Source organism: Streptomyces sp. SAS_272, from assembly GCF_052543235.1.
Genome location: NZ_JBMNDR010000088.1, coordinates 19,695 through 39,144, shown reverse-complemented (window position 1 = coordinate 39,144; position 19,450 = coordinate 19,695). Strand labels below are relative to the sequence as shown.

Genomic DNA, 19,450 nt, shown 5'->3' with positions numbered 1-19,450 from the left:
CGCAGGACCGGAGCTGATCGTCGGACACGACCGTGGAGTCCTCAAACTCCCGCTCACAGGACTGCTCCGGGTCGGTCGGCCGGTCGGTCGGCCGACCGGGGCGGTGTGTGCCTTTGGGGTGCTCGAGCGGTCGGGTGGTCGGGTTGTCCGGTGGTGGCTGCTCCGGGTGGTCAGGAGGGGTGCTCCTCCGGGGCCGTCCGCGTGGTCCGGCGGCGGGCTGCTCCGGGTGCTTCAGCCCGTCCACGGGGTGTGGATGTGGCGCGGCGAGTCGGGCGGTGCGCCGGTGTGCCATTCGTGCGCCCTGCCGGACTCGGGGACGTGCGCCTAGCGTCGTTGTCGTCCCGGTGCGTGGTCGTGGCGTGGTCGCGGGCACGGTCCACTCCGCGCGCGGGCTGTGGCAGGTCCGGAGCGGGACCGGTCGGAAAGGTTTGGGGGTCATGAGGCCTTCCGCATGCGGAAGCGCTCCAGGTGAAGGTGATGCTCGGGCCGACCGGAGGTGACGGGGCTGTGGCTGGGCGAATAGCCGGAGACGGTCGGGGACGTGCGCGTGTGGCCGCCGCCGGCCTGGGTCTGGGAGCTGGGGCTCTGTGGTGGTGGGCTGTGGTGCGGCTCGCGGTGGTGCCGGACGCAGGTGTGCTGGAAGGCGCGGTCGCGGCCGGGGGCTGGGGTCTGAGCCTGCTTCCGGTGCACTGTGTGGCCAAGGCTCGGGCGGTGGGCGCGGTCGCCGACGGGCGGTGGCGTGGCGCCTTGCAGGGGGCCTGGCGGGGGGACCCGCGCGGCTCGGCGCGCGAGGACCGCGGCGACGGAGGCGCTGGCGGGGACTGCGGGGAATGCGGGGACGGCTGGGATCGTGGAGGGGGCGGCGAGGGCGCGGGGAGGGCGTGACGTGAGGAGGGCGTGGTGTGGGCAGGCCGGGGGAGGCGTGGCCCGGGCGGCGGCCTGGAGGCGTCCTCGGCTACCAGGGCATGGCCACGCCGCCGTTCGGGCGGAGGATCTGGCCCGTCGTGAACGCGGACGCGTCCGAGGCCAGGTGGAGGACGGCGTGGGCGATGTCCTCCGGTTCGCCGACTCGCCCCAGAGGTGACATCCGGGACATGAGCGCCTCCGTGTGCGCCTGTGCGCCGGTGTCGTGGCGGTCGGTCATCGGGGTGCGGATCCAGCCCGGCGCGACGGCGTTGACACGGATGCCGTGCCGGCCCACCTCCGTCGCCAGGGTCTTCGTCAACTGGACGACGGCAGCCTTGGCGGCGCCGTAGCAGAGCAGACCTGGGCCGCCGGTGTCCACGGCGCCGGACGCCATCGTGACGATGCTGCCCCCCGTACCGCGTGCCAGCATCAGCCGGGCCGCCTCCTGGCACGCGTACAGCACGCCCTTGAAGTTGACGGCCAGGACGCGGTCGAGGTCCTCGTCGCGGGTCTCCAGGACCGGACTGCTGTGCATGATCCCGGCGACCGCCGCCATGACGTCCAGACGCTCGCACGACTCCACTGCCTGCCGCACCTGGACCCGGTCGGTGACGTCGAGGTGGTGGGTGTGGGCGGCGCCGCCCTGTGCCTTGATCCGGGTCGCCGTCTCGTGCAGGCCCTGGGCGTCCCGGTCCGCTCCGTGCACGGTGGCGCCCGCTTGGGCGAGCAGGACGGCACAGGCACGGCCGATTCCGCTGGCGGCGCCGGTGACGAATGCGATGCGTCCGGTGAGGTCGTACGCCTTCACGGCCATGAAAGGACGGTACGAGCATTTCTGACGGTCCGTCAATCAGTCGGCGTTCACTGCGCGGTGCGGGGACGGGTGCGGGTGCGGGCGTGGGGCGTCGGCGGTGAGCCGGGTGCCGGGACCGGGCCCGTCTGGCAGGCAGGGCACCAGTACGTGGGGCGTTCCCGGGAGCCGTCGCCCTGGTCGGCCACCCGGATCGGGGTGCCGCAGCGCAGACAGGGGCGGAAGGCGCGGCCGTAGACGAACAGGTCCTGGCCGCGGCGACCGGTCGTGTTGCGGTTCGGACGGTCGCGGTTGGCCTCCAAAAGCTTTTTCGCGAGCGCGGGGAGCTTCGCGGCGCGGTCGGCGGGGAGTGCGCCGAGCGGGAGCCACGGCGTGGCGCCGAGGAGGAAACAGAGCTCGCTCTTGAAGACGTTCCCGATGCCGGCGAGATTGCGCTGGTCGAGGAGGGCCTCGCCGAGGGCGCGGGCGGGGTCGGCGAGGAGGTTGGCGAGGGCCTGCTCGGGGTCCCAGTCGGGGCCCAGCAGATCGGGGCCGAGGTGGCCTACGGCCCGCTGCTCCTCGCCGGTGCGCAGCAGCTCGAGAACGGGCAGGCGGTAGCCGACGGCCGTGCGGTCGGGGGTGCCGAGAACGGCCCGGATCTGGTGCTCCGGGCCGCCGGTCCACCGCTGGCCGTTCGAGTACACCTTCCAGGCGCCGTCCATCCGCAGGTGCGAGTGGAGCGTCAGGCCGCCTTCGACCCGGGTGAGGAGGTGTTTGCCCCGCGCGGTGACGTCGAGAACGGCGCGGCCGGTGAGGTCGGAGGTGGCGAACTTGGGGACGCGCAGATCGGAGCGGGTCAGCACCTTGCCCGCGAGGGCGGCGTGCAGTCGCCTCGCGGCCTGCCAGACGGTGTCACCTTCGGGCATGCGTCAAGGGTGACACGGGGGCGACGGGCGGGCTCGGGGGACGCGGGAGGCTGATCGTCGTCATGCACGCAGCCGCAGGCCTCGTGGGGTCGCGATGAAGCCCGCTCCTTCCAGCAGGGCGCCGATGGGCGAGGTGAGGGCAGAGCCGCCATTGACGCGCTCCACCGTGACCGTGCCCAGGGCGCCCGCGCGTGCGGCCTCGGCGAGCGCCTGCGTGGCGGTGTGCAGCCGCGGGTCGTCGCCGGGTGCGCCCTCACCGTCCGGAGCGGAGGGCCAGGCCAGCAGGGACTTGCCGCCGCGCTCCATGTAGAGGGTCAGTTCGCCGTCGACGAGGACCACCAGGGAGCCGGCCTTGCGGCCGGGCTTGTGTCCGGCGCCGTTCGGCGGCTCGGGCCAGCCGAGGGCGGCGCCGTACGCGTTCGCGGGGTCGGCGGCGGCGAGGACGACGGCGCGGGAAGCGGCGGACGAGTCGCGGCCGCCGCGGCGCGCACCGCCGGGACCGGACCTGGCGGCGAAGTCCGCGCCGTACGGGAACGCGCCGCCTCCTCGGGGTCCGCCCGTGCCGGGGGAGGCGAGATCGCGGGGCGAGACGTACTCGTCCGGGGACGCCGGGCCCCTGCGCGGAGTGAGGGGGGAGGTGAAGGAGGTGCGGTCGTTCGGCATGTCCCACGCGTCGTCGGCCGGGAGGTCGTCGGGGAAGACGAAGTCCTCCTGGGCGTGCCCGGTCGGGCTCGGGCCGGGCAGGGGCTCGCCGCGGTCGCGGGCGTTGGCCACCGCGCGCAGACGGTCCACGGCGCCGTCCATGGCGAACTGGGCGGCGCCGAGGCCTTCGACGACGTACCCACGGCGGGCCTGACCGCTCTCCTCGAAGACGGACAGGATGCGGTACGTCGCGGAGAAGCCGCCCTCGACGCCTTCGGCGGCGACCGCTCCGCGCGTCACCACGCCGTGGCGGTCGAGGAGCGTACGGGCGAGTGCGTGGGCGCGGACCGTGGGATCGGGCTCGTGGGAGGGGAGGAGGGACCAGCGGCCGGCGACGGTCGGAGGGCCGCCGCGGGAGGCCGGGCGGGCCGCGGCCGTCAGCGAGCCGTAGCGGCCGCGCGGGACCGCGCGCTTGGCGCGGTGGGCGGTGGACCCGGCCGTGCGGCCCGAGCCCAGCAGGGAGCGCATCGGGGTCAGCGTGTCGTTGGTGAGCCGGCCTGACCATGCCAGGTCCCAGACGGCGTCGGCGAGTTGGGGGTCCGTGACGTCGGGGTGGGTGGTGGCGCGGACCTGGTCGGTGATCTGACGGAAGAACAGGCCGTAGCCCGCGGAGAGCGCGTCCAGCACGGACTGGTGCAGCGCCGTCAGCTCCAGCGGGTGCGGAGGGGGGAGCAGGAGGGGCGCGGCGTCCGCCACGTACAGGGAGATCCAGCCGTCCTTTCCGGGGAGGCCGCCGGCGCCGGCCCAGACCACCTCGCCCGTCGCGGTGAGTTCGTCGAGCATCGCCGGGGTGTAGTCGCGCACGCGGGACGGCAGGACGAGCTTCTCCAGGGCCGACGCGGGCACCGACGCACCCTGCAACTGCTCGACGGCGCGCACCAGTCCGTCGACGCCGCGCAGCGAGTGACCCCTGCCGATGTGCTGCCACTGGGGCAGGAACTGGGCGAGCGCCGGCGGTGGCACCGGTTCCAGTTCGTGCCGCAGGGCGGCCAGGGAACGGCGGCGCAGCCGGCGCAGGACCGTCGCGTCGCACCACTCCTGGCCGATGCCCGCCGGGTGGAACTCGCCCTGGACGACGCGCCCGCCCGCCGCGAGCCGCTGGAGGGCGCCCTCGGTGACCGCCGCGCCCAGGCCGAAGCGGGCGGCGGCGCCGGCGGACGTGAAGGGGCCGTGGGTGCGGGCGTGGCGCGCGAGGAGGTCGCCGAGGGGGTCCTTCACGGGTTCCGTGAAGGCTTCCGGCACGCCGACCGGCAGTGCGGTGCCGAGCGCGTCGCGCAGCCGTCCCGCGTCCTCGACCGCGGCCCAGTGGTCGGCTCCGGCGATACGGACCCGGATGGCGCGGCGGGCGGCGGCCAGTTCTTGTGCCCACTGCGGTTCGGCGCCCCGCTCGGCCAGCTCGGCGTCGGTGAGCGGGCCGAGGAGGCGCAGCAGGTCCGCCACGCCCTCGGCGTCCTTCGCCCGGCGGTCCTCGGTGAGCCACTGGAGTTCCTGTTCCAGTTCGGCGAGGACGTCCGCGTCGAGCAGTTCGCGCAGCTCCGCCTGGCCGAGCAGCTCGGCCAGCAGGCGTGAGTCCAGGGAGAGGGCGGCGGCGCGGCGCTCGGCGAGCGGGGAGTCCCCCTCGTAGAGGAACTGGGCGACGTAGCCGAAGAGCAGGGAACGCGCGAAGGGGGACGGCTCCGCGGTGGTGACCTCGACCAGGCGCACCTTGCGCGACTCCAGGTCGCCCATCAGCTCCACGAGACCGGGAACGTCGAACACGTCCTGGAGGCACTCGCGGATCGCTTCCAGCACGATCGGGAAGGAGCCGAACTCGCTCGCCACCTGCAGCAGCTGGGCGGCGCGCTGACGCTGCTGCCACAGCGGGGTGCGCCTGCCCGGGTTGCGGCGCGGAAGCAGCAGCGCGCGGGCGGCGCACTCGCGGAAGCGAGCCGCGAACAGGGCCGAGCCGCCGACCTGGTCGGTGACGATCTGATCGACCTCGCCCTTGTCGAACACGACGTCCGCCGCGCCGACCGGAGCCTGTTCGGCGTCGTATTCCGCGCCGGCCTTCAGCGGTTCCTGGTCGAGGAGGTCCAGGCCCATCAGATCGGCGTCGGGCAGCCGCAGCACGATCCCGTCGTCGGCGTGCATCACCTGGGCGTCCATGCCGTAGCGCTCGGAGAGCTTCGCCCCCAGCGCGAGCGCCCAGGGGGCGTGCACCTGGGCGCCGAAGGGGGAATGGACGACGACGCGCCAGTCCCCCAGTTCGTCGCGGAAGCGCTCGACGACGATCGTGCGGTCGTCGGGGATGTGGCCGCAGGCCTGGCGCTGCTCGTCCAGGTAGGAGAGCACGTTTTCGGCCGCCCACGCGTCGAGGCCTGCGGTGAGCAGGCGCAGCCGGGCGTCCTCCTTGGAGAGCGAGCCGACCTCGCGCAGGAACGCGCCCACCGCGCGGCCGAGCTCCAGCGGCCGGCCCAGCTGGTCGCCCTTCCAGAACGGCAGACGACCCGGAACGCCGGGGGCGGGGGAGACCAGGACCCGGTCGCGGGTGATGTCCTCGATGCGCCAGGAGCTGGTGCCGAGGGTGAAGACGTCACCCACGCGGGACTCGTAGACCATCTCCTCGTCGAGTTCACCGACCCGGCCGCCGCCCTTCTTGGGGTCGGAGCCCGCCAGGAAGACGCCGAACAGACCCCGGTCGGGGATCGTGCCCCCGGAGGTGACGGCGAGACGCTGGGCTCCCGGGCGGCCCGTGACCGTCCCCGCGACCCGGTCCCACACCACGCGCGGGCGCAGCTCGGCGAAGGCGTCGGACGGGTAGCGGCCGGCCAGCATGTCCAGGACGGCCGTGAACGCGGACTCCGGAAGCGCCGCGAAGGGAGCGGCGCGGCGGACCAGGGCCAGCAGGTCGTCCACCTGCCAGGTGTCGAGGGCCGTCATCGCGACGAGCTGCTGCGCCAGGACGTCCAACGGGTTGGCGGGCACCCGCAGGGACTCGATCGAGCCCGTGCGCATCCGCTCGGTCACCACGGCCGCCTGGACGAGGTCGCCCCGGTACTTCGGGAAGACCACACCCGTGGACACCGCGCCCACCTGGTGCCCGGCTCGTCCGACGCGCTGCAGACCGGAGGCCACCGAGGGCGGCGACTCCACCTGCACGACGAGGTCCACCGCGCCCATGTCGATGCCGAGCTCGAGACTGGAGGTCGCCACCACGGCGGGCAGCCGCCCCGCCTTGAGGTCCTCCTCGACCAGGGCCCGCTGCTCCTTGGAGACCGAGCCGTGGTGGGCGCGCGCGATGACGCTCGGGGCTCCCTGGGCGGCGCCGGAGCCGCCCATCAGCTGGGCGGGGGAGTGATGCTCGCCCAGCGGCTCGCCGGTGGCGCGCTCGTAGGCGATCTCGTTGAGCCGGTTGCACAGGCGTTCGGCGAGGCGGCGCGAGTTGGCGAACACGATGGTCGAGCGGTGGGCCTGGACGAGGTCGGCGATCCGCTCCTCGACATGCGGCCAGATCGAGGGGCGTTCGGCTCCTTCGGCGCCCTCGGCGACCGGGGAGCCGCCCAGCTCGCCCAGATCCTCCACGGGGACGACGACCGAGAGGTCGAACTCCTTGCCGGACGTCGGCTGGACGATCTCCACCTTGCGGTGCGGGGAGAGATAGCGGGCCACCTCGTCGACCGGACGGACCGTGGCCGACAGGCCGATGCGACGGGCGGGCCTGGGCAGCAGCTCGTCCAGCCGCTCCAGGGAGAGGGCGAGGTGCGCGCCGCGCTTGGTCCCCGCCACCGCGTGCACCTCGTCCAGGATCACCGACTCGATGCCCGTCAGCGCGTCGCGGGTGGCCGACGTGAGCATCAGGAACAGCGACTCCGGCGTCGTGATCAGGATGTCCGGCGGGCGGGTGGACAACGCACGGCGCTCGGCGGGCGGGGTGTCGCCGGAGCGGATGCCGACCTTGATCTCGGGCTCGGGCCGGCCCAGACGCACGGACTCCTGACGGATGCCGGTCAGCGGACTGCGCAGGTTGCGCTCCACGTCGACCGCGAGGGCCTTGAGCGGCGAGACGTAGAGGACCCGGCAGCGCTTCTTCGGGTCGGCGGGCGGGGGCGTAGAGGCCAGCTGGTCGAGGGCGGCCAGGAAGGCGGCCAGCGTCTTGCCGGAACCCGTCGGGGCCACCACCAGCACGTCGGAACCCTCGCCGATGGCTCGCCACGCGCCGGCCTGGGCCGCGGTCGGCGCGGAGAACGCCCCCGTGAACCAGCCGCGGGTCGCGGGGGAGAAGCCGTCGAGGGCCGGATGTGCGGAGCTGACCATGCGTCCATCCTGCACCCGTCCACTGACAATGGCCCTGAGCTGCGAGAACACGCGGGGTGAACCGTCGTGTCGAGCGGCGGCCCCCGTTCCCCGGCGTGTCGGCGTTCCGGCGGCGCGTCACGGAGAATGGGCGGATGGCGAGTTCGGGTTCCGGAGAGCGGGCGCGGCACTGGCAGTACCCGGAGCTGCCCGGTGTCGACCTCCTGCGGGCCCGCTATGTCCGCAAGACGTTCGTGCGGCACACCCACGAGCACTTCGTGATCGCCGCCATCGCCGACGGCGTGGAGGTCTTCCGGCACAGCGGCTCCGATCAGCACGCGGCAGCCGGAACGCTCGCCCTGGTCAACCCCGACACCCCGCACACCGGACGGGCCGGCGTACCGGAGGGGTGGCGGTACGGGGCGGTGTATCCGCCACCCGATCTGGTGGCCGAGATCGCCGCCGAGACGACGACCCTTCGCGGCGCCCCGGGCTTCGTCAGCCCCGTGCTCGAGGACCCGTACGCCGTCGGGCTCGTCCACCAGGTGCTCCGGGCCGCCGAGGAGGGCAACGCGCTGGCCGCCGACACACTGCTGCGGGTGGCCGTCACGCGGCTGCTCCGTCTGAACGGCGGGCCGTTGCCGCAACGGGAGATCCGGACCGCCGGGGCACGGATCGCGGCACGCGCGCGTGGCGTGCTGGAGGCACGGCTGGCGGACCCGCCCACGCTGGAACAGCTGGCCGCGGGCCTGGGAACCAGCCCGTTCGCCCTGCTGCGGGCCTTCAGGGACGCGTACGGACTGCCGCCCCACGCCTGGCTCACCGACGCCCGCGTGCGTCGGGCGCGACGGCTGCTGGACGCGGGGACGTCGCCGGCCGAGGCGGCCGTCACGGTGGGATTCACCGACCAGCCCCACCTCAACCGCCACTTCGCGCGCATCGTGGGCGTCCCCCCGGGGGCGTACCAGCGCGAGCGCAAGAACGTACAAGACGGGCCCGGACCCCTGCTCGTACCGTCACGGTCGTGGCAGAACAGACAGCTTTCTCGGACATGCGAGCCGACGACGGAGGAAAGTCCGACGCCGCCGTCGTGCGGGACTCCCTCGGGGTCGGCATCGCCGTAGGCCTCTCCGGATTCGCCTTCGGGGTGACCTCGGCGGGCAGCGGACTCTCGGTGTGGCAGACCTGCGCCCTCAGCCTTCTGGTGTTCACCGGCGCGTCCCAGTTCGCGCTCGTCGGGGCGCTGGCGGCGGGCGGCAACCCGCTGACCGCAGCCGCGGGCGCCTTCTTCCTGGGGGTGCGCAACGCGTTCTACGGACTACGCCTGTCGCAGGTGCTGGCCCTCCCGCGCGCGGTGCGCCCGTTCGCCGCCCACTGGGTGATCGACGAGACGACGGCGGTCTCGCTGGCGCAGCCGGGGCGGCGCCCGGCGCGCCTGGGTTTCGCGGTCACCGGGCTGACCCTGTACGTCCTGTGGAACCTCACGACGCTGCTGGGCGCCCTGGGCGCCGAGGCCGTCGGCGACACCGACGCATGGGGTCTGGACGCGGCAGGGCCGGCCGTCTTCCTGGCGTTGCTCGCGCCCATGCTGCAGACCGCGGCCGAGCGGACCGTCGCCGCGATCGCGGTGCTCCTCGGGCTCGGACTGCTGCCCGTCCTGCCTGCCGGAGTGCCCGTTCTGGCGGCCGCGCTCGCCGTGCCGGTCGTCCTGTACCTCGAGGGCCGGCACGGAGCCGGCCGCGGCGACGCGGAGGAGGAGCAGCGTTGAACACCTGGATCGCGATCGCCGCGACGGCGCTCGGCTGCTACGCCGTCAAACTCGCCGGACTGCTCGTCCCCGCGGGCGCGCTCGAACGACCACTGGTCAGGCGCTCCGCCGCGCTGCTCCCCGTGGCGCTGCTGGCTGCCCTCACGGCCCAGCAGACCTTCGCGGACGGGCATGCGCTCGTGCTGGACGCCAGGGCCGCGGGGCTGGCCGCGGCCGCCGTCGCCCTCGTGCTGCGTGCCCCCTTCCTGCTCGTCGTCGCGGCAGCCGTGGCGGTGACGGCGGGAGTCCGCGCCCTGGGCGGCTGAGGGGGACGGGGCGGACGGACGGGCCGGCAAGGGACGCGGGCGGAAGCAGCCGGGGACGGACACGGGCGGCGGGCGCACGGGAGGAACCGGCGAAGGCGGGGCCCCGGCCTCGTGGACGTCCGCGACCGTGGTGGCCGCCTTCGGTCAGCCGATGGTGCGGCCGTGGGCCCGCAGGGTGCGCAGCGCCTCGATCGTCACCATGGGGCGCGCCTCCAGTGCGGTGCCGGGTGCCCAACGACGCCAGCGGACGGGCCAGCCGCCGTCCTCCTCCTGCGCGCCGGCGAGGTGGTCCAGGGAGCGCGCCATCTCGTCGTCGGTGAACCACGCGCGCGCGAGCGAGTGCGGTGTCCGGGCGAAGTCGTACGGGAAGTGGTGCTCACCGGGGGCGTAGCCGGAAGGCACCGGGTAGGCGTCGACGCGGTCCGGCTCCAGCACGACGATCCGTTGTCCGCGCACCAGGCGGCCCAGACGGTCGGCGGCCCACTCCGCGCGCGGGCGGTCGGGAACGGCGTCCAGGAAGGCCACCGCGGCCTGGATCTCGTACGGATGCGAGCGCTCCAGGGACTCCACCGCCCGCCAGCAGAAGTCGGTGGCCCGGAACAGCCAGGCGTGCCACACGTCGTTGCGGTGCAGCAGACCCACCACCGGCCCGGTGGCCAGCAGGTCGCTGGGCGGGTCGTCCACGATCGGGATGAACGGAGCAGCCGGGTAGCCGCGCTGGCTGGGAAGGATCGCCGGGAGCGCGCCGTCACCGGTGGACACGGACGTCAGGTAGTCGCACGTCCGCTCCGCGCGCCTGCCGCCGAGACGCCCGACGGAGTCCAGCACCCGCAGGGCGTGCGCGGTGTGCAGGGGCTGGCTGACGGGACCGCGCAGGTCGGGTTCCAGCGCGTGGCCGTATCCGCCGTCCTCATTGCGGTAGGCGTCGAGGGCGGTCTCGACGGGGTCGGCGGCGCCGTGCAGGAAGTCGTGCGCGAAGATGCGCTGCTCCAGCACGCGCGCGGTGAGCCAGACGAAGTGCTCGGCGCGGAAGAGCGGGGAGTGCGCCGGGGGCGTCGGGGGGAGTGGGGATGCTCCGGTTTCGGCCATGGGTCAGACCGTAGGGCGGAAAGCGGTCTCGGCAGGCGCTCACGCAAGGGGACGCCCCCGAGGGCGGGATACTGATGTCATGCGGTTGACGGTCTTCTGGCAGCGGATGGACGAGCACTTCGGCACGGGGTACGCCGAGACCTTCGCGCGCGATCACGTGATGACGGAACTCGGCGGACGCACCGTGCACGAGGCGCTGGCGGAGGGCTGGGCGGCCAAGGACGTGTGGCGCGTGGTCTGCGCGGTGATGAACGTTCCTCGGGAGATGCGCTGATACGTCGAGAAGATCACCGGCGGGGTCCGATTGTCGGTGGCGTAGGCGAGACTTGGTCCGTGGCACCCACTGACGAGACCGGGCAGACGCCCCGGAACGCTCCCGCGCACGACACGACGCCGCCCGCCGGGCCTCCTCCGACCGACGGCGGAGCCGGGCAGTGCGCGCGCATGCCGCGCTGGCTGCCGCGCGCCATGGTGCTCGCACTCGCCCTCGTCGCAGCGTTCCAACTCGGCACGTGGGCGTTCCACCAGCTCATCGGCCTGCTGCTCAACGTGCTCATCGCGTTCTTCCTGGCTCTCGCCGTGGAGCCCGCCGTCAGCCGGTTGGCCGCGCGCGGGATGCGCAGGGGGCTCGCCACCTTCCTGGTCTTCTTCGGCCTGCTGATCGTGGTCGCCGGATTCTTCACGCTGCTCGGCTCGATGCTCGCGGGACAGATCATCAAGATGATCGAGGGCTTCCCCGAGTATCTGGACTCCGTGATCCACTGGATCAACACCACGTTCCACACCGAACTCCGGCGCGTGGACATCCAGGAGGGCCTGCTCCACTCCGACTGGCTGCGCAAGTACGCCCAGAACAGCGCGGCCGGCGTCCTGGACGTCTCCACGCAGGTCCTCGGGGGCCTTTTCCAGCTGCTGACGATCGCCCTGTTCTCGTTCTACTTCGCCGCCGACGGGCCGCGTCTGCGACGGGCACTGTGCTCGGTCCTGCCGCCGGCCAAGCAGGCCGAGGTGCTGCGCGCCTGGGAGATCGCCGTCGACAAGACCGGCGGTTACCTCTACTCCCGCGGGCTGATGGCGTTGATCTCCGGTGTGGCGCACTATGTGCTGCTGCAGGCCCTCGGTATCCCTTACGCGCCCGTGCTCGCCGTCTGGGTGGGCGTGGTCTCGCAGTTCATCCCCACCATCGGCACCTATCTGGCGGGCGCCCTGCCGATGTTGATCGCCTTCACGGTCTCGCCGCTGTACGCGCTGTGGGTGCTGATCTTCGTCGTGGTGTACCAGCAGTTCGAGAACTACATGCTGCAGCCCAAGCTGACCTCGAAGACCGTCGACATCCACCCTGCCGTCGCCTTCGGCTCCGTCATCGCGGGCACCGCCCTGCTGGGCGCGATAGGCGCGCTGATCTCCATCCCGGCGGTGGCCACGCTGCAGGCGTTCCTGGGCGCGTACGTGAAGCGGTACGACGTGACGGACGACCCCCGCGTGCACGGCCACCGGGGGCGTGGCGAGGGGCCCGGACCGCTCGCGCGCGTGCAGCAGCTGTGGACCCGGGCGGCGCACCACCGCAGGGGCGGCTCGCGGGACGGGTCCGGCTGACCAGGCGGAACCGGGGACAGCGGGTTCGGCGGGTTCAGGGGCAAGGCACGTCAGCAGCTTCAGCGGCATCAGCAGCTGAGGACGGCCCACATCCCGGCGGCGATGACCGCAGCCGCGTAGCAGCCCACCGCCGCCGCGGTGATCCGCCACCGCACCCGCTCGCTCCAGGACGTGCGTGACGACATCAGCCAGGCCAGTGCGGGAAGCACCAGGACGGCGTGCAGGCTGACCCCGTGCAGCGGCTTGAGCGGGGCCGTGGAGTGATACGCCGCCTCCTGGTGGCCGGTGCGCGTGAGCACGACCCCGCGCGCGATCATCGCCGCCCCGGAGACGAGCGCGACCAGCAGGATCGCGAAGCCGGAACGCACCGCGAGAGCCATCCCGGCCGGGCCCGTCGGCCGGTGCCGGAAGGACGACACGGCGAACACGGTGAGCAGCGCGACGAGGACGCCGCCGCCGACCGCGAGCGTCATGGACACGGCCGTGTCGAAGGGCGTCTCCATGTCCAGGTGCGACGGAACCCTCCGCCAGGCCTGGAGGGTGATCCCTCCGACCTCGACGACGCAGTCGGCGGCGAACACCCCGAGCAGCGCGGTGCGCACCCGTGGGCTCATCCGCAGAAACGACGTCACCGCGGCGACGGCCCAGAGCGTCACGCCGAAGGAGAGCCCGAAGGTCACCGGCTTGCGCCAGGAGACGGGGCCGTTCCAGGGGCCGCCGTCAACGGCGAACACCACCAGGTGCACGAGACCGGAGGCGACGAGGACCAGCGCGGTCACCCCGTAGACGGCCCCGGCCCCGGCCGCCGCCCCGGCGTCTGCCCGCGCCCAGGCACCGGCTGCGGCCCGGCCTTCGGCCCTGGTCCCGCTCTTGGTCCCGGCCTTGGTCCCGGTCTCGGCCCCGAGTCCGGCCTCGGCCAGGGTCCCGGTTCCCTCGAGGGGCGGTGTGGTCGTCTGCTCGTCCATGCGCCGAGCGTCCCGGTTGCGGCGGCACGCCGTCGTCGTCCTGCCGAAGTCACCCGTCGTACGCCCGGGGGAGTAGCAGGCGGCACAGCCGGTCGGAAGGGCGGGCGGAAAGGGCGGGCGGGAAGGGCGGGCGGACAGGAGCCGGGGACGCAGGCGGGACGGGGTCGGGACGCGGCGGGAGCGCCCGCGACGGGCCGCGCCGGCGCCGGGTTCGCGGCTCCGCCGGCCTGTGAACGTAGCCTCGGGAGTGCCGCGTGGTGCGCTTGACACGAAAATCGAACATCCATTCTTATGGAGGCTCCGGCGGCTCCCGCGGCGGGGGTTGTGTCCCGTTCGGAGCCGATAAGCGCCTGAGTTATCCACAGGCCGGACCGGCGTCGAGGCGCATTGTCAGTGGCAGGCGTTAGCGTCTTTGACGTGAAGCGATCGACTCAAGCAAACCGGGTGGAACCCATGGCAGGAACCGACCGCGAGAAGGCGTTGGACGCCGCACTCGCACAGATTGAACGGCAGTTCGGCAAGGGCGCGGTGATGCGCCTGGGCGAGCGACCGAACGAGCCCATCGAGGTCATCCCCACCGGGTCGACCGCACTCGACGTCGCCCTCGGCGTCGGCGGGCTGCCGCGTGGCCGCGTGGTGGAGGTGTACGGACCGGAGTCCTCCGGTAAGACGACGCTGACGCTGCACGCGGTGGCGAACGCGCAGAAGGCCGGCGGCCAGGTCGCGTTCGTGGACGCGGAGCACGCCCTCGACCCCGAGTACGCGAAGAAGCTCGGCGTCGACATCGACAACCTGATCCTCTCCCAGCCGGACAACGGCGAGCAGGCTCTGGAGATCGTGGACATGCTGGTCCGCTCCGGCGCCCTCGACCTGATCGTCATCGACTCCGTCGCCGCGCTCGTCCCGCGCGCGGAGATCGAGGGCGAGATGGGCGACAGCCACGTGGGTCTGCAGGCCCGTCTGATGAGCCAGGCGCTGCGGAAGATCACCAGCGCGCTCAACCAGTCCAAGACCACCGCGATCTTCATCAACCAGCTCCGCGAGAAGATCGGCGTCATGTTCGGCTCCCCCGAGACCACGACCGGTGGCCGGGCGCTGAAGTTCTACGCCTCGGTGCGACTCGACATCCGCCGCATCGAGACGCTGAAGGACGGCACGGACGCGGTGGGCAACCGCACCCGTGTCAAGGTCGTCAAGAACAAGGTCGCCCCGCCCTTCAAGCAGGCCGAGTTCGACATCCTCTACGGGCAGGGCATCAGCCGTGAGGGCGGCCTGATCGACATGGGCGTGGAGCACGGCTTCGTCCGCAAGGCGGGCGCCTGGTACACGTACGAGGGCGACCAGCTCGGCCAGGGCAAGGAGAACGCGCGCAACTTCCTGAAGGACAACCCCGATCTGGCCAACGAGATCGAGAGGAAGATCAAGGAGAAGCTGGGCGTCGGCGTGCGTCCGGACGCGTCCGCCGCCGAGCCGGGCACGGACACGGCGGCGACCGCGGCCGCGACCGTGGACGACGCCAAGGCGGTCCCGGCTCCCGCAGCCAAGGCCGCCAAGCCCAAGGCCGCGGCTGCCAAGAGCTGATCCGTGACACGACGAACGGACTGGGCCGAGTACGTCCACCCCGACGCCCCGCGGGGGACGGGAGACGGGGTCGACGGCGGCCTGTCCCAGGACGGCGACGACGGGTCGGGCACCGGTCGGACCGGGGGCGGTGACGAGGGCAGTCCACGCGGCGGGCGTGGGCGCCGTCGGCGCGGCTCCGGGAAGTCGTCCGCCGAGTACGGAGGCGCTTCTTCCTCGTCGAGGGCCGAGAAGGAGCAGTCTTCGGGGGACCCGGCTGAGCGGGCACGGGCGATCTGCCTGCGCCTGCTCACCGGGACCCCGCGCACGCGGAAGCAGCTCGCCGACGCCCTGCACAAGCGGGAGATCCCCGACGAGGTGGCGGAGGAGGTGCTTTCGCGGTTCGAGGAGGTCGGGCTGATCAACGACGGCGCCTTCGCGGACGCCTGGGTGGAATCCCGGCACCACGGCAGAGGGCTGGCGCGGCGCGCGCTCGCCCAGGAGCTGCGGACCAAGGGCGTCGACTCGGAGCTGATCGAAGAGGCCGTCGGCCGGCTCGACTCCGAACAGGAGGAGGAGACGGCGCGCGAACTCGTCGCCCGCAAGCTGCGCGCGACCCGTGGCCTCGACCGCGACAGACGGCTGCGCCGCCTCGCCGGCATGCTCGCGCGCAAGGGCTACCCCGAGGGCCTGGCCCTGCGGGTGGTCCGGCAGGCGCTTGAGGAAGAGGGCGAGGACACGGAGTCCCTGAGCAACGAGGGGTTCTGAGCGCGGCCGCAACCTGGGTGCGCGCGATGGCAGTCGGGACGGCGGCCGAGGGCTGACAGCCGTCCCAGCCCTTCGTCGGCCCGGGACGTGAGCGACGCCGGCCCTCGCGAAGCACAGGAACACCCATGTCCCCGGAGGGCTGGGCGCCTTCTTCGCCGCACGCCCCGCACACCGCTCGGGGTGGCCCCCCAGCCCGCAACGGTGCGGCTACGGCGTCACGGGGAGGCCCGCCGCCTTCCACGCCTGGAAGCCGCCGACGAGATCGGTCGCCCGGTGCAGTCCCAGCTGGTGCAGGGACGCGGCGGCCAGACTCGACGCGTACCCCTCGTTGCAGATCACGATCGCCCGTACGTCATGGCTCGTGGCCTCGGGGAGACGATGACTGCCCCGTGGGTCGAGACGCCACTCCAGTTCGTTGCGCTCGACGACCAGAGCGCCGGGGATCAGCCCGTCCCGCTCCCGCAGCGCCGCGTACCGGATGTCGACGAGCAGTGCCTCGCCCGCGCGGGCGGCGTCGAACGCCTCCCGGGCCTCCACGCGCGCGTACCGGGCACGTACGCGCTCGAGCAACTCGTCGACGCCCGTCGGCTGTCCGTCGCGCCCTTCGTCGTCCCGCCGTCGCTGCGGGGTGTTCGCGTAGCTCACTGCCAGTCCTCCGGACGCTCGACCTGCTCCAGCCGCAGCACGTGGCCGGTACGGCTGTAGCGGCGGATGCGGGGCAGCGGCGGGTAGTAGGCGTGGACGGAGACGGCGTGTTCCTCGGCGGACTCGTTGAGGACCTCATGGACGTGGTGGCGGCCGAAGGACCGGCCCCGGCCGGCCGGCAGGACGCGCGACCTGTCCACGTCGTCGGTCAGCTCCAGCGTCCGCCAGCCGTCGGTGGGCAGCCGGGCGGCGAGCGAGTACTCCTTGAGCGTGCCCCGAGCGGTCAGGAACGCGCCCACCGAGTCGGCGTGGTCGTGCCAGCCGGTGCCGGTGCCGGGCGGCCAGCCGATCAGCCAGGCCTCGCTGCCGCCCGGTCCCTCCAGACGCACCCAGGTGCGGCCCTCCGGATCGAGGGGGAGCGAGGAGATCAGCGCGGCGTCCGCGGCCGTACGCCGGACGAAGTCCAGGAGCTCCGCCTGCGTGGGCGCGGCGACGGAATCGGGCGAGGAGGCGGGCGACGAGGCGGCGACAGGGGAGGAGGAAGAGGGGGCGGAAGGAGGGAGGGGTGAAGAGACAGACACGGAAACCGTCCTGGGAACGTTCGCGGGGAGCGCGGGCCGCACACGTGCGGGGCCGCACACGTGCGGGGGCGCATCGCACGGCGCGCGCCGTGGAGAAGGGGTGCGAGTTCAGCAGGACGGACGACACACGCAGCCCGCATAGCGGACGAGGTCCATATGGACCCTCCGCCACAGGCGCACATCGGTGTCGGTCACGATCCGGAGTACAGCACGCCGGTGCACCGCGGTCAACTCACCGTCACCCTGTGGACCGCACGGTGACGACAGTGCGGGCGGAACGGCTTTGCGCGCCCGGCCGGCCCCAGGGCCGCTGCGGGGCGCTGCCCAGCTCCACGGCCACCGTCCCCGCCCACCTCTCCGTACCCGCCGACTCTCCGTCGCGCCCACCTCTTCGCCGCGGTTCACGGCCGCCCGACGCCGCGCCTCCCCGTCTTCTCCGTCACCCCGCCCGCGCATCATCCCCGCCCGCGTCCGCCCTCTGTAGGCCGCGCGCTCGCCCGAAGCGCTGAGGCACGCCGCGAGGACCGCCGTCATACCGGCGGAGCCACGCGGTCACGCCGCGGCCCTGGTCCGCCGTCACGCCTCACGCTTCACGCTTCACGCTTCACGCTTCACGGTTTACGGCTCACAGCTCACGCCGCCAGGTCGCCTCGGAGCCCGGGGGCACGTCGCCGTGAGGCGTGCCGTCCTCTGCCGCCCTGCCGCCGTCCGTCGCCGCTGAGCCGGCGGAGTCACGCGGCATGAGGTGGCCGAGTCCCCGGCACTCACCGCGCAGTCCCGGTGTCAGGTCGCCGCGGAGCCTGCCGTCGCTCCCGCTGCGGACGTCTCCTCGGCGGCCCGCGCCGGGCCGCCGACGGCTGCCTCCGCCGCGGCGTACAGGTCGGCCGCGCGCACACCGTTGAGCGCGGTGACGAGATGCCCGTCCGGGCGGATCAGCAGGACCGTATGGGCGGCCGCGCCCGGATAGCTCTCGGCCACCAGGAGCTCCGCGGGGCAGGGCAGGGCCGTCACCGCGGCGGCCAGCCGGGGCATGATGCCGGCGCCGACCCAGTGCCGGCGCTCCCACACGCCGGTGCCCGGTGCGATCAGCAGCACGAGCAGAGCGCCCCGGCCGAGCCGGTCCCGCAGCCGGACGAACGAGCCGTCCTCCGCGGTCACCCGGACGTCCTCGACGGGCGCCCCGGGCGGCGTGCCCACCGGTGTCTCCGCCTCCAGGTGCCGGGGGGCGAGCGGGGAGCCGGCGTACGATCCCGGGGCTCCCAGCGGGCCGCGTCCCAGGTGGCCGTCGGTGAGCAGCACGTCGTGACCGCGGGCCGCGCCGGGGACGTACGCCCTGATGCCCCCGCCGCCGCGCAGCAGCGGGAGCGCCTGGTCGGCGGCCCGCAGCCGGGCGGCGACGACCGCGCGGCGCTCGGCCTGGTAGCTGTCGAGCAGCGCCTCGTGCGGCCCGTGGTGCCAGGCCAGGGCGAGTTTCCAGGCGAGGTTGTCGGCGTCCCGAAGGCCCTCGTCCAGGCCTTGGGTGCCGAGCGTGCCGAGCAGGTGGGCGGCGTCCCCCGCGAGGAAGACCCGGCCCACGCGCCAGCGGCGGGCCAGCCGGTGGTGCACGGTGTGCACGCCGGTGTCGAGCAGCTCGTAGGGGGGCGTGGAGCCGCCGCTCCAGCCCGCCAGGGTCTCGCGGACACGCGCCACCAGAACCTCGGGCGTGACCAGGTCTTTGCCGGGCGGCAGCAGCCAGTCGAGCCGCCAGACGCCGTCCGGCAGCGGGCGGCCCGTGACCTCCGCGGCCGGGGGACCGGAGGCCCGCCACGGAGGGGTTCGATGAAGCAACGCCTCGCCGTCCCAAGGAAGTTCCGCGCGCAGTGCGGCCACGGCGTGTCGCTCCACCGCCGTACGGCCGGGGAAGCGGATGTCGAGGAGTTTGCGGACGGTGGAGCGGGGGCCGTCGCAGCCGATCAGATAGCTGCCGCGCCACCAGGTGCCCCGCGGGCCACGGGTGTGGGCGGTGACCCCGGTGGACTCCTGCTCGACGGTGTCCAGACGGCTGTCCACGGCGACCTTCGCCAGTCGCTCGCCGGCGAGGGCCGCGCGCAGGGCCCCGGTCAGCACGTGCTGGGCGATGTGCAGCGGCGGGGGCTCGGCGTCGTCGTCGAACGCGATCTCCTGCGTCACCTGCTTGCGCCGCATCGACCGCCATCCGGACCAGCGCACCCCGGCGTCGGCGAGGGACACTCCGGTCAGCCGCTCCAGGAGGGCGGCGGTGTCCTCGCGCAGCACCACGGTGCGCGCGAGCCGATGCTCGTCCTTGCCCGGTCCCTCGTCGAGGACCACGGACGGCACCTGCTGGCGCGCCAGCGCCAGGGCGAGCGTGAGCCCCACCGGCCCCGCTCCGACGATGATCACCGGGTCCACGGCGCGGCGCTCCCTGCCTTCGACGGTGTCCTCGCGGGCTTGAGTGAACAACAGGTTGGAGCAGGGTGCACGATCACAGAACGTATGCAACCCATTGTCGTTGTTTGCGTCAAGCGACGAAAGGCAGTGGCGCGCACGCCACTGCCTTTCGCGTCGTTCGTGCTATTT

The 19,450-nt window shown here is 73.5% G+C and carries 16 protein-coding genes; 7 read left to right on the top strand and 9 right to left on the bottom strand.

What is annotated here, in order from left to right:
* Positions 1 to 955: 955 nt before the first annotated feature.
* The 3 genes from ACN6LD_RS34725 to ACN6LD_RS34715 are packed head-to-tail and all read right to left on the bottom strand — an operon-like array spanning position 956 to position 7,617.
* Entirely contained in the window at positions 956 to 1,720 is a 765-nt protein-coding gene (locus ACN6LD_RS34725; protein WP_319198259.1) for an SDR family NAD(P)-dependent oxidoreductase, read from the bottom strand.
* 47 nt (positions 1,721 to 1,767) lie between these two features.
* The gene (locus ACN6LD_RS34720) at positions 1,768 to 2,622 is read right to left on the bottom strand and encodes an Fpg/Nei family DNA glycosylase (protein WP_445045245.1); all 855 of its coding nucleotides are present in this window, start codon (positions 2,620 to 2,622) and stop codon (positions 1,768 to 1,770) included.
* Positions 2,623 to 2,682: 60 nt separating this feature from the next.
* A complete protein-coding gene (locus ACN6LD_RS34715) occupies positions 2,683 to 7,617 on the bottom strand; it encodes an ATP-dependent helicase (protein WP_445045244.1) in 4,935 nt (1,644 codons plus the stop codon).
* Between the two features lie 134 nt (positions 7,618 to 7,751).
* Here ACN6LD_RS34715 and ACN6LD_RS34710 point away from each other — a divergent pair, with 134 nt between their 5' ends.
* From ACN6LD_RS34710 to ACN6LD_RS34700, 3 genes are read left to right on the top strand one after another with little or no spacing between them, the layout of a single operon-like run.
* Positions 7,752 to 8,720: an AraC family transcriptional regulator gene (locus ACN6LD_RS34710; protein ID WP_319196519.1), complete on the top strand. Its 969-nt coding sequence runs from the start codon at positions 7,752 to 7,754 to the stop codon at positions 8,718 to 8,720.
* Positions 8,621 to 9,364 (top strand): AzlC family ABC transporter permease, encoded by a 744-nt coding sequence (locus ACN6LD_RS34705; RefSeq protein WP_445045243.1) that lies wholly within the window; start codon positions 8,621 to 8,623, stop codon positions 9,362 to 9,364. Before ACN6LD_RS34710 ends, ACN6LD_RS34705 begins: the two co-directional genes overlap by 100 nt.
* A complete protein-coding gene (locus ACN6LD_RS34700; RefSeq protein ID WP_057575308.1) occupies positions 9,361 to 9,669 on the top strand; it encodes an AzlD domain-containing protein in 309 nt (102 codons plus the stop codon). Before ACN6LD_RS34705 ends, ACN6LD_RS34700 begins: the two co-directional genes overlap by 4 nt.
* A 144-nt stretch (positions 9,670 to 9,813) precedes the next feature.
* Here ACN6LD_RS34700 and ACN6LD_RS34695 read toward each other — a convergent pair whose 3' ends face one another.
* Positions 9,814 to 10,758, bottom strand: a complete 945-nt coding sequence (locus ACN6LD_RS34695) for a hypothetical protein (protein WP_445045242.1) — start codon at positions 10,756 to 10,758, stop codon at positions 9,814 to 9,816.
* A gap of 79 nt (positions 10,759 to 10,837) precedes the next feature.
* Between ACN6LD_RS34695 and ACN6LD_RS34690 the strand changes: the two genes are divergently transcribed.
* Positions 10,838 to 11,032, top strand: coding sequence for a DUF3046 domain-containing protein (locus ACN6LD_RS34690; RefSeq protein WP_445045241.1), 195 nt, complete (start codon positions 10,838 to 10,840; stop codon positions 11,030 to 11,032).
* 59 nt (positions 11,033 to 11,091) lie between these two features.
* Entirely contained in the window at positions 11,092 to 12,354 is a 1,263-nt protein-coding gene (locus ACN6LD_RS34685; protein WP_445045240.1) for an AI-2E family transporter, read from the top strand.
* Between the two features lie 68 nt (positions 12,355 to 12,422).
* On the opposite strand, the gene ACN6LD_RS34680 is transcribed toward ACN6LD_RS34685, so the two are convergent.
* On the bottom strand, positions 12,423 to 13,319 hold the full coding sequence (locus ACN6LD_RS34680) for a hypothetical protein (RefSeq protein WP_445045239.1): 897 nt from the start codon (positions 13,317 to 13,319) through the stop codon (positions 12,423 to 12,425).
* Between the two features lie 453 nt (positions 13,320 to 13,772).
* On the opposite strand from ACN6LD_RS34680, the gene recA reads away from it, so the two are divergent.
* Positions 13,773 to 14,900: a recombinase RecA gene (recA, locus tag ACN6LD_RS34675; RefSeq protein ID WP_445045238.1), complete on the top strand. Its 1,128-nt coding sequence runs from the start codon at positions 13,773 to 13,775 to the stop codon at positions 14,898 to 14,900.
* Positions 14,901 to 14,903: 3 nt separating this feature from the next.
* Positions 14,904 to 15,647: a recombination regulator RecX gene (gene recX / locus ACN6LD_RS34670; RefSeq protein WP_445045237.1), complete on the top strand. Its 744-nt coding sequence runs from the start codon at positions 14,904 to 14,906 to the stop codon at positions 15,645 to 15,647.
* Positions 15,648 to 15,854: 207 nt separating this feature from the next.
* Here recX and ACN6LD_RS34665 read toward each other — a convergent pair whose 3' ends face one another.
* From ACN6LD_RS34665 to ACN6LD_RS34650, 4 genes are all read right to left on the bottom strand, one after another.
* Complete coding sequence (locus tag ACN6LD_RS34665; protein ID WP_445045236.1) at positions 15,855 to 16,292, bottom strand: rhodanese-like domain-containing protein; 438 nt, start codon at positions 16,290 to 16,292, stop codon at positions 15,855 to 15,857.
* On the bottom strand, positions 16,289 to 16,873 hold the full coding sequence (locus ACN6LD_RS34660; protein WP_445045235.1) for a cysteine dioxygenase: 585 nt from the start codon (positions 16,871 to 16,873) through the stop codon (positions 16,289 to 16,291). Before ACN6LD_RS34660 ends, ACN6LD_RS34665 begins: the two co-directional genes overlap by 4 nt.
* 108 nt (positions 16,874 to 16,981) lie before the next feature.
* A complete protein-coding gene (locus tag ACN6LD_RS34655; RefSeq protein WP_319196451.1) occupies positions 16,982 to 17,329 on the bottom strand; it encodes a putative leader peptide in 348 nt (115 codons plus the stop codon).
* Positions 17,330 to 17,656: 327 nt separating this feature from the next.
* The gene (locus ACN6LD_RS34650) at positions 17,657 to 19,282 is read right to left on the bottom strand and encodes an FAD-dependent monooxygenase (RefSeq protein WP_445045246.1); all 1,626 of its coding nucleotides are present in this window, start codon (positions 19,280 to 19,282) and stop codon (positions 17,657 to 17,659) included.
* Between the last annotated feature and the right edge of the window lie 168 nt (positions 19,283 to 19,450).

Excerpts from the sequence above, each read along its gene's own strand:
- ACN6LD_RS34710 (WP_319196519.1), top strand. The coding sequence starts at position 7,752 with ATGGCGAGTTCGGGTTCCGGAGAGCGGGCGCGGCACTGGCAGTACCCG.
- ACN6LD_RS34715 (WP_445045244.1), bottom strand. The coding sequence starts at position 7,617 with ATGGTCAGCTCCGCACATCCGGCCCTCGACGGCTTCTCCCCCGCGACC.
- ACN6LD_RS34690 (WP_445045241.1), top strand. The coding sequence starts at position 10,838 with ATGCGGTTGACGGTCTTCTGGCAGCGGATGGACGAGCACTTCGGCACG.
- ACN6LD_RS34655 (WP_319196451.1), bottom strand. The coding sequence starts at position 17,329 with ATGCGCGGGCGGGGTGACGGAGAAGACGGGGAGGCGCGGCGTCGGGCG.
- recA (WP_445045238.1), top strand. The coding sequence starts at position 13,773 with ATGGCAGGAACCGACCGCGAGAAGGCGTTGGACGCCGCACTCGCACAG.
- ACN6LD_RS34695 (WP_445045242.1), bottom strand. The coding sequence starts at position 10,758 with ATGGCCGAAACCGGAGCATCCCCACTCCCCCCGACGCCCCCGGCGCAC.
- ACN6LD_RS34720 (WP_445045245.1), bottom strand. The coding sequence starts at position 2,622 with ATGCCCGAAGGTGACACCGTCTGGCAGGCCGCGAGGCGACTGCACGCC.
- ACN6LD_RS34680 (WP_445045239.1), bottom strand. The coding sequence starts at position 13,319 with ATGGACGAGCAGACGACCACACCGCCCCTCGAGGGAACCGGGACCCTG.
- ACN6LD_RS34725 (WP_319198259.1), bottom strand. The coding sequence starts at position 1,720 with ATGGCCGTGAAGGCGTACGACCTCACCGGACGCATCGCATTCGTCACC.